The organism is Nocardia sp. JCM 34519.1 (assembly GCF_020361265.1).
GTDB classification, from domain to species: domain Bacteria; phylum Actinomycetota; class Actinomycetes; order Mycobacteriales; family Mycobacteriaceae; genus Nocardia; species Nocardia arthritidis_A.
In genome coordinates, this window is sequence record NZ_JAIRBR010000013.1 from 241,118 (window position 1) to 249,554 (window position 8,437).

Genomic DNA, 8,437 nt, shown 5'->3' on the forward strand with positions numbered 1-8,437 from the left:
GCCCGTCCGCCCGCAGATACTGGGGGAATGGATCTCGACGCACTGGCCACCTTCCTCCGCAGCAGGCGTGACAGGGTGCGGCCGGAGGACGTGGGCCTCCCGTCAGGCCCACGGCGCCGGGTGACCGGGCTGCGCCGCGACGAAGTCGCGCACCTCGCGGGCGCGTCCACCGACTACTACACGCAACTCGAGCGCGGCGCCGCCCAGCCGTCCGAGCAGATGCTCGCCGCGCTCGCCCGCGCGTTGCGACTGACCCACGACGAGCGCGACTACCTTTTCCGTCTGGCAGGCCGACCGCTACCGTTACCGAGCGGCCCCGGCGCGCACGTCCAGCCGGGGATGCTCGATTTGCTCGACCGGCTGGAGCGAACTCCTGCGATGGTGATCACGGATCTGCATGCCGTCCTGGTGCAGAACCCGCTGGCCCAAGCTCTGCTCGGTCCCCCGATTCAGGCGCGGGGACTGCGGGCCAGCTTCCTGTACCGCTGGTTCACCGAACCCGACAGCCGACGGATCTACCCGGAACAGGAGCACGAACACCACTCCCGTGTCTTCGTGGCGGACTTGCGCGCCGTGGTCGGCCGCCGCGGCCACGACGCGGACGTCAGGAGCGTCGTCGACAATCTGCTGCGCTACAGCGAGGAATTCGCCGCGCTGTGGGAGCAGCAGGACGTCGCCGTACGTCGTGACGACCGCAAGCGCATCGCGCATCCGCAACTGGGCGTGCTCGAGCTCAACTGCCTAACCCTGGTCAGCGAAGACGGCCGCCAGCGCCTGCTCTGGTTCACCGCGCCACCCGGCACAGCTGCGGTCGAGCAGCTCGGGCTCCTGTCAGTGATCGGTCTGCAGAATCTAGGCCCGGCATCCGCTCCGTCACTCGGGAGTGAGGCCCCGGTCGTGGTGGTCGAGACGAGATAGCCGTGTGTCCATGTACCCGGGGGAGACGTTCACCGATTACCTGATGCCGTGACGCTACTGTGCCGGTTCGCATTTCGGGATTGGTTGCGAAGGGCCTCTGCCACCACGTCAATGGCCCGGTCCGTGTCATCGGTCGAGATATCGAGGTAGAACACGGCTCGGACCCCGTCGGCACCGGATGGTAGTAGGTGGACGCCCAGGCGATGTGCCTCGTGCACGAATGCGGCCGAATCGGCGCCGGTCAGCCGGAATCGGACGATGTTGGTTTCGACCTCGGCCGGGTCGATCGCGATACCGTTCATATCGGCCAGCGCTTGCGCGAATCTCCTTGCGTTGGAGTGGGTTTCAGTCAGCCGGGACCGGTGGTGGCGCAGCGCGTACAGTGCGCCCGCCGCGACGATACCCGCCTGCCGGAAACCACCGCCGGCCTGCTGCTTGAACCGGCGGGCTCGGGCGATCACCGCTTCGGGGCCCGCCAGGCACGAACCGATCGGCGCGCCGAGGGCCTTGGAGAAGCAGACGCTGACGGTGTCGAAGAGGGTGGCGTAGTCGGTGAGTTCGACTCCGGTGGCCGCGCTCGCATGCCAGAGCCGTGCACCATCGAGGTGTAGTTTCAGCCCGGCCTCCCGTCCGGCGCGCACAACGTCACGCAGCGCCTCCAGCGGCCAGATCGAACCGCCACCCAGGTTGTGGGTGTTCTCCAGGCACAGCAGACTTGCCGGCGCCGATATCGTCGCCGGTAAGAACGGGTGCTTGTGGCCGACCGCGGTGCGGACGTCATCCGGAGTGAAGATCCCCCGAACCCCGGGGAGCAGTCGGGGGAGGACACCGGAGTATGCGGCGGGCGCACCGCCTTCGAGTAGGTAGACATGGGCGTTCTGGTCGAACAGCACCGCATCTCCGGCTTCGGTGTGGGTGCGAATAGCGACCTGATTGGTCATCGTTCCCGTCGGCATGTACACCGCGTCGTCTGTTCCCAGCAGCCGCGCGGTCTCGGCTTCCAGCTCCCTGACAGTGGGGTCGTCGCCGTAGACATCATCGCCGACTTCGGCCCTGGCCATTGCCCGGCGCATGGCCGGGGTCGGCCGACTGCACGTATCACTGCGGAGATCGATGAGCGTCATGGCGATGAGACTGCTCGCTCATCCGGATCGGGACCAGTTCGATCTACTTTCCGAACCGAGAAGCTCAGGCTTCGCCGATCGCCCCCAGTCCTGCCAAGACAGCCCGAACATCTTGTCTGCCTGCGGAATTCATGCGCGTCATGGCGTACACCCTGCGCACGACCGGATGTGTCAGCGGGTACAGATCGACCTGTGCGTTATCCGGCGGTAGGGCCATGCGCGGTAGCAACGCGACCCCGGCCCCGGCGGCGACCAGCGCGGTGAGCACCCCGAAGTCCGTGGCCTCGGCGACCACTGTTGGCACGAAACCTGCCGCGCCGCAAGCACGTTGGGTCATCTCGTAGCAGGACAGGTCTTTCGACGGTGTCAGCCACGCGGCGTCGGCGAATCGGGCGAGGCGAACCCGCTGCCCCGGCGTGAGCCCGCGTCTGCGCGAAATGTCCGGTGGCACAGCCAATAACACCGGGTCGTCGGTGATCGGGTGCATCTCGCACGTCACCGGCGTATCCCGCGGCAGCAGCGTATAGCTGTGCACAATCGCGATATCGATCTCGCGCCGCATCAGCGATTCGACCGCCGAGTCCGGTTCCTGCTCCACCAGCCGCAGGGACACACCGGGCACGCTCGTCCACAGCGGGGCCACGAGATTCCGTGCCGCCGAAGGGAAAGCGCCGATCCGCACTGCGCCGACGCCGTTCGACCGCACCGTCGCAAGCGCGGATTCCGCGGCCGCGACATCGCTCAGGATGATGTCGGCATGGGATACGAGAAGCCGACCGGCCGCGGTCAGCACCACGTTCCGGCCCTCTTTCTCGAGCAGTTGCACGCCGGCCTCGCGTTCGAGAACGGCGAGCTGCTGCGATACCGCCGGTCCGGTGAGACACATCGCCTTGGCCGTCGCGGCGACGGTTCCATGATGGGCGAGCTCCAGCAGCAGTCGCAGGCGCCGAACATCAAGCATAAGAACTTCTTTCAGTTCGAGGAGAAAACAGTAACGTAATCTTCCTACTCTGCTCATGTGAGAGCCGTCGCGATCGCCCAGCCGATGTACAACGCCCCGAAACTAGTCGCTGTTGGACCGCCCAGTTCTGCCCGCGAACGGTGTCTATACGAGGGGGGACATGACCGGATGAAGAGAAGTGGGAGTTCCTGGTGTTGGTGGGAACAGACGACCTCGTGCTGCGGGCACGAGCCGGCGATGATGCGGCGTTTCGTCAGCTGACCGAACCGTACCGGCGCGAGTTGCAAGTGCACTGTTATCGGATGCTCGGGTCGCTGCAGGATGCCGAGGATGCCTTGCAGGACACGCTTTTGGCGGCCTGGCAGGGTCTCGGTGGATTCGAGGAGCGGGCGTCGATCCGCACCTGGCTGTATCGGATCGCGACCAATCGATGCCTCAACGTCCGGCGCGCCGCGAGCAGACGGTCGGCGGTGGCGTGGGATCTGCCCGGTATCGAGCCGCCCGAACCGACGCGGCTCGGCGAAATCCCTTGGCTCCAGCCGATTCCCGACCATCTGCTGGCCGGTGTGCCGCACATCCCGCCCGGGCCGGAGGCTCGCTACGAGCAGACCGAATCCATTTCGCTGGCCTTCGTCACCGCACTACAGGTGTTGCCGCCGCGTCAGGTGTCCGTCCTCGTCTTGCGCGACGTCCTCGGCTACCCGGCGAACGAGGTCGCCGACATGCTCGATACGACGGTCGACTCGGTGCACAGTGCGCTGAAGCGGGCACGCACCAGCCTGCGGCGTCGGCTGCCGGCGCCCGCCTCTGAGGCCCCCGCCGAGGACGCCATCGTGGCGAAGTTCGTCACCGCCTACGAGGCCGCGGATCTCCAAGCCCTGATCGCCCTGTTCACCGACGATGTCTTCCTCTCGATGCCGCCGGTCCCGCTGGAATACCAGGGCCTGAACGCGGTAGCGCGATTCCTCGGCATGCTGTTCGATGCCGGGCGCAGATACCGCCTTGTGCCGACGCGGGCCAACGGGCAGCCGGCGTTCGGGGTGTACGGGAGCGACGGGGTCGGGGGGTGCGGGCGGAGCGGACTCCTGGTCGTCGGCATCACCGACGCGAGGGTCAGCTCGATTGTCCGGTTCGACGGCGATCTGCTGCACCGGTTCGGGTTGCCCAGCGCCTTCTCCGGTCGCTGACCGACATCGGTCGAACTCCTCCGATTACATTCCGCCCGAACAAGATCGGATGTGACCGGATCGAGACCTGTCGTTCACGAACAGTTTTCGAACACACAGACGAATTTCGGGTTCCCGCGGGGTCTGTATCAGTGAAGTCGTCGTGAGGAGTTCATCCGATGAACAATAGAATCGCAATCCTGTTCCCCGGCCAAGGCGCTTGGTTCGCGGGGGCATTGGCAGAGGCCCGGAGCTTTCCGGAAGCGGTGGAGGTGCTCGCCGAGATCGATGCGGCCGCAATCGATCTGCTGGGCCGCCGCATCACCGATCGCCTGACCGCCGCCGACAGCCCGGACCTCGACAAGCTGCTCGCCGCCGATCCGGATCTACTGCAACTGGCCATCTATACGACATCGGTTGTCACATATCGGATTCTGGCCGCCCGCGGGCTCACACCGGCGGTGCTGATAGGGCACAGCTTCGGCGAGATCGCCGCCCTGGTCGCCGCCGGAGCGTTCTCCGCAAGCGACGGCGCGCGAATCGTGTTCCACCGCAACGCCGCACTGCGCGAGGCGGGGATTCCCGACGGTGCGATGGCCGCGCTGGGCACCGACACCGTGCAGGCCGAGCGGTTGCTCGCACTGCTCGGCGACCCGGAAACCGTTATCGCCGTGGAGAATCGCCCGGGCCAGACGGTGATCTCCGGGCGTCGGTCGACGGTCGAGGCGGCATGCGCCATCGCCGCGGTGCTCGGCGTCGGCGCGCGCACACTGCCCTCGCCCTATCCGTTCCACAGTCCACTGTTGACCTTGGCGGCGAAGGACTTTCACAGCCGGATCCAAGATCTGCCGCAACGGTCGCTCGAACATCCCGTCCACTCGCCGATCACCGGGCGCGCCTACGTCGATTCCGATGGACTAGCCGCCGAACTGGCCGAGCATTTCACCCACCGCGTGAATTTCGCCGACACGATGCGTGCGGTACCGGCCGACATCGTCATCGAATGTGGTGCGGGGGATACGTTGACGAAGATCGTGCGGCACCTCGTCCCTGGTGCCGAGCTCAACACGGCGACACTGTTGCCGACTGCGCCTATCACCACCGTGATTTCGACGCTGACGAGCGCTGGTGTTCTCATCCCCGCCGAGGTCGGCGAGTTGCGCCGATTGTTCGCACCGGAACTCGCCGCGACGGATTTCGACCGGCTCTGGCGGCTGCACGGTGCGCGGATCACCGAACTCGTGCGGGCCGAGCTGGCGGTGGTGCCCTCGGCGGTGCCGACTGCTGGACCGGCTGCGGTGCCGATTGCTGGACCGGCTGCGGTCCCTGCGGCATCGGCGACGCCCGCATCGATACCTACGGCGGACGACGGGTCCCGCGCACAGGTTCTCGACTGGCTGGTGAACTTCTATGCCGACGCCCTGGAATATCCGGCGGAGGTCTTCGAGGAGGACACCGATCTGGAGGCCGAACTCGGTGTCGACTCGGTCAAGCAGACCGAACTGCTGACCAGGGTGGGTGAACAGCGCGGGCTGCCGCCGCGACCATCCAATTTCGCAGTGGGCGAACACAATACGCTCGGCCGCATCGCGGACCTGATCATCGCGGCCTGAGGTATGAGGATGACTGGACGGCTCGAAGGCAAGATCGCACTGGTCACGGGTGGAGCCCGAAACGTCGGCAAGGCCATATCGTTGCGGCTGGCCGCCGAGGGCGCATTCGTCATCGTCAACCACTGGCGATCACCGGCTCATGCGCGCGAAACCCTGGCCGAGATCCAGGCACGCGGCGGCCGGGGCGCGGTGATCCGCGCATCGGTAGCCGTTGTGGCACAGCGGAATCGAATGTTCAATCAGGTCGCGCAAGAATATGGCGGCCTCGACATCCTGGTGAACAACGCCGCCGACGGTGCGCTCGTCGGCGTCGGCGAGGTCACCGACGCGATGATCGACAAAGCCGTCGACACCAACCTGAAAGGCGGGTTCGGTTGCGCGCAGCGCGCGTCCGAGCTGATGGCGGGCCGGGACGGGGCGAATATCGTCAACCTCTCCACCGTCGGCGGCGGCCAGTTGGTGATGGCCAACTATTTCGCGTGCGGCCCAGCCAAAGCAGCGGTGGAGGCGATGACCCGCTACCTGGCCGTCGAATACGCACAGCACGGTATCCGAGTGAACGCCGCCGCGGCGGGGATGCTGAAAACTCCTGTTGCAGACCAGTTCCCGGACGCCGAGGCGATGCAGCGGGCCGTTGTCGATGCCACGCCGATGGGGCGTCTCGGCACGCCTGAGGAACTGGCCGCGCTCGTCGCATTCCTCGCCTCACCCGACGCAAGTTGGATCACCGGTCAGGTGGTGCTCGCCGACGGTGGAATGTCAACGGGTGCGGCACTCCTCGCCCCGAGGATGAGCAGGACGCACATTGCCGTGGGTGCTGTCGACGATGATGTGACTCCCGATGATGCGGGCTCCGAGGATGACGAGGCCTTCGATGGTGGGGCGGTCCCGGATGATGCGGGCTTCGATGGTGGGGCGGTCTCGGATGGCGCGGGCTTCGATGGTGGGGCGGTCTCGGATGGCGCGGGCTTCGATGGTGGGGCGGTCCCGGATGGCGCGGGCTTCGATGGTGCGGCGGTCCCGGATGGCGCGGGCTCCGATGGTGCGGCGGTGCCGGATGATCGCGAGGCCTTCGATCATGAGGCAGGCTTCGGTGGTGCGGCGGTCCCGGATGATGACGAGGTCTTCGATGACGCGGCGGTCTCGAATGTTCACGCGGCCTTCAATGATGACGCGGTCTCCGATCCGGGCGCCGCTTCCGACGACGCCGGTTCCGACGCTATCGCCATCGTTGGTATGGGCATTGTCGTGCCCGGCGCCAGCAATCCCGAACAGTATTGGGATGAACTGATTTCGGGTGCGGATCTGTTCGAGCCTGCGCCGCCGCAGCGGTGGCACAGCGACAGTTTCTACTCGGCCGACGGTGCGGGCGAGGACAAGTCGTATTCGCGGCATGGTGCCTTCATCAGAGATTTCCAGCCGCACCAGGTGCTCGCAGAGGAACTGCGCGACGGCAAGGAGATGGAAGCGACAACGCTGTGGCTGCGCCATTCGGTGCTGCAGGCAATGGATTCGGTGCGTCGGCGCCGGGGTGACCGGGTTAGTTTTCAGGCCGGTTACACCGCCGACGGCAACCAGCATCTGGAAGAGGCGACCGTTGTGTCGGGCGTGCTGCGGCGGCTGCGTACTGCGCTCGCGCAGCGCGGCGTACCTGATGCGGACCGCATGGCGGCTCGCGCGGAAAAGCGTTTGCGCACAAGGTATCCGCGCAGTGTCGGCGAGACATCGCGGTTCTTCCCGCACCGGGTCGGGCACAATGCCATCACCGGCGTATTGCCCGCCGATACCGATGTGGTGATGGTCGACACCGCGTGCTCCTCATCGCTGTACGCCGTCGATATCGGCGCCAAGGGACTGCTGGAGAACAGGTACGACATCGCGGTTTGTGCGGGAGCTTTCGCGGTGGGTCCGCGCGGCTCGGTGTTGTTCGGCAAACTCAATGGGCTGTCGCGCATGGGTGAGGTGCGCGCCCTGGACCGGACCGCCGACGGTGTGCTGTTCTCCGACGGCGCCGCAACCGTTGTGCTCAAACGGCTGAGCCGGGCCCGGGCCGACGGTGACCGGGTGCTCGGGACGATCACGGCGTTCGGAAGTTCGTCGGACGGGAAGGGCAAGGCGATCTACGCGCCGAGCGCCGCCGGACAGGAACTGGCCATCCGCCGCGCCCTGTCCGGAACCGACCGCACACCGGACTGGATCATCGCGCACGCCACCGGCACACCCGCCGGGGATGTCACCGAATTCGGCACGCTGCGAAACAGTTTCGACAGTGCCCGGCCTATCCGGGTGACCTCGAACAAGTCGGTGATCGGACATACGGGCTGGGCGGCGGGTACCGCGTCATTGATCCAGGTACTACTCGGCTTCCAGCACGAGACCATCACACCGCAGCATCGCTATACCTCGCCACCCGACGAATTCGCCCTCGACTCCGGCGATTTGGCGATTCCGACATCTCCGGTGCCCTGGGTCGCGTCCGACGCACCCAGGGTCGCCTCGGTGTCCGGTTTCGGCTTCGGCGGCACGAACGCCCATCTCGTGGTGACCGAACCTGTCGCCGCCACAGTCGATCCCGGTAAGCCCGTTGCGGCCGAGCCCGTTGCGGCCGAGCCCGTTGCGGCCGAGCCCGTTGCGGCCGAGCCCGTTGCGGCCGAG

Annotated in this window: 6 protein-coding genes; 4 read left to right on the forward strand and 2 right to left on the reverse strand. The window is 66.5% G+C overall.

Translation table 11 applies throughout. From position 1 onward, the window contains the following. Nucleotides 1-27 precede the first annotated feature (27 nt). Nucleotides 28-918, forward strand: a complete 891-nt coding sequence (locus tag LGY53_RS28815) for a helix-turn-helix domain-containing protein (protein WP_225729822.1) — start codon at nt 28-30, stop codon at nt 916-918. 29 nt (nt 919-947) lie between these two features. Here the strand turns inward: LGY53_RS28815 and LGY53_RS28820 are convergent, their stop codons facing one another. Together LGY53_RS28820 and LGY53_RS28825 are read right to left on the reverse strand one after the other, a co-directional pair. After that, the gene (locus LGY53_RS28820; RefSeq protein WP_225729823.1) at nt 948-2,042 is read right to left on the reverse strand and encodes a low specificity L-threonine aldolase; all 1,095 of its coding nucleotides are present in this window, start codon (nt 2,040-2,042) and stop codon (nt 948-950) included. Between the two features lie 64 nt (nt 2,043-2,106). Further along, entirely contained in the window at nt 2,107-3,003 is an 897-nt protein-coding gene (locus LGY53_RS28825; protein ID WP_225729824.1) for a LysR family transcriptional regulator, read from the reverse strand. A 197-nt stretch (nt 3,004-3,200) separates the two neighbouring features. Between LGY53_RS28825 and LGY53_RS28830 the strand changes: the two genes are divergently transcribed. The 3 genes from LGY53_RS28830 to LGY53_RS28840 all read left to right on the forward strand — a co-directional run. Then, the gene (locus tag LGY53_RS28830) at nt 3,201-4,190 is read left to right on the forward strand and encodes an RNA polymerase subunit sigma-70 (RefSeq protein ID WP_374111252.1); all 990 of its coding nucleotides are present in this window, start codon (nt 3,201-3,203) and stop codon (nt 4,188-4,190) included. 158 nt (nt 4,191-4,348) lie between these two features. Further along, entirely contained in the window at nt 4,349-5,782 is a 1,434-nt protein-coding gene (locus LGY53_RS28835; RefSeq protein ID WP_225729826.1) for an acyltransferase domain-containing protein, read from the forward strand. Nucleotides 5,783-5,791: 9 nt separating this feature from the next. Continuing rightward, on the forward strand, nt 5,792-8,437 hold a 2,646-nt coding region (locus tag LGY53_RS28840), incomplete at its 3' end, for an SDR family oxidoreductase (RefSeq protein ID WP_225729827.1).

What these genes read in the sequence shown, in the direction of transcription:
- LGY53_RS28825 (WP_225729824.1), bottom strand. Translation starts at nt 3,003, where the DNA reads ATGCTTGATGTTCGGCGCCTGCGACTGCTGCTGGAGCTCGCCCATCAT.
- LGY53_RS28835 (WP_225729826.1), top strand. Translation starts at nt 4,349, where the DNA reads ATGAACAATAGAATCGCAATCCTGTTCCCCGGCCAAGGCGCTTGGTTC.
- LGY53_RS28815 (WP_225729822.1), top strand. Translation starts at nt 28, where the DNA reads ATGGATCTCGACGCACTGGCCACCTTCCTCCGCAGCAGGCGTGACAGG.
- LGY53_RS28820 (WP_225729823.1), bottom strand. Translation starts at nt 2,042, where the DNA reads ATGACGCTCATCGATCTCCGCAGTGATACGTGCAGTCGGCCGACCCCG.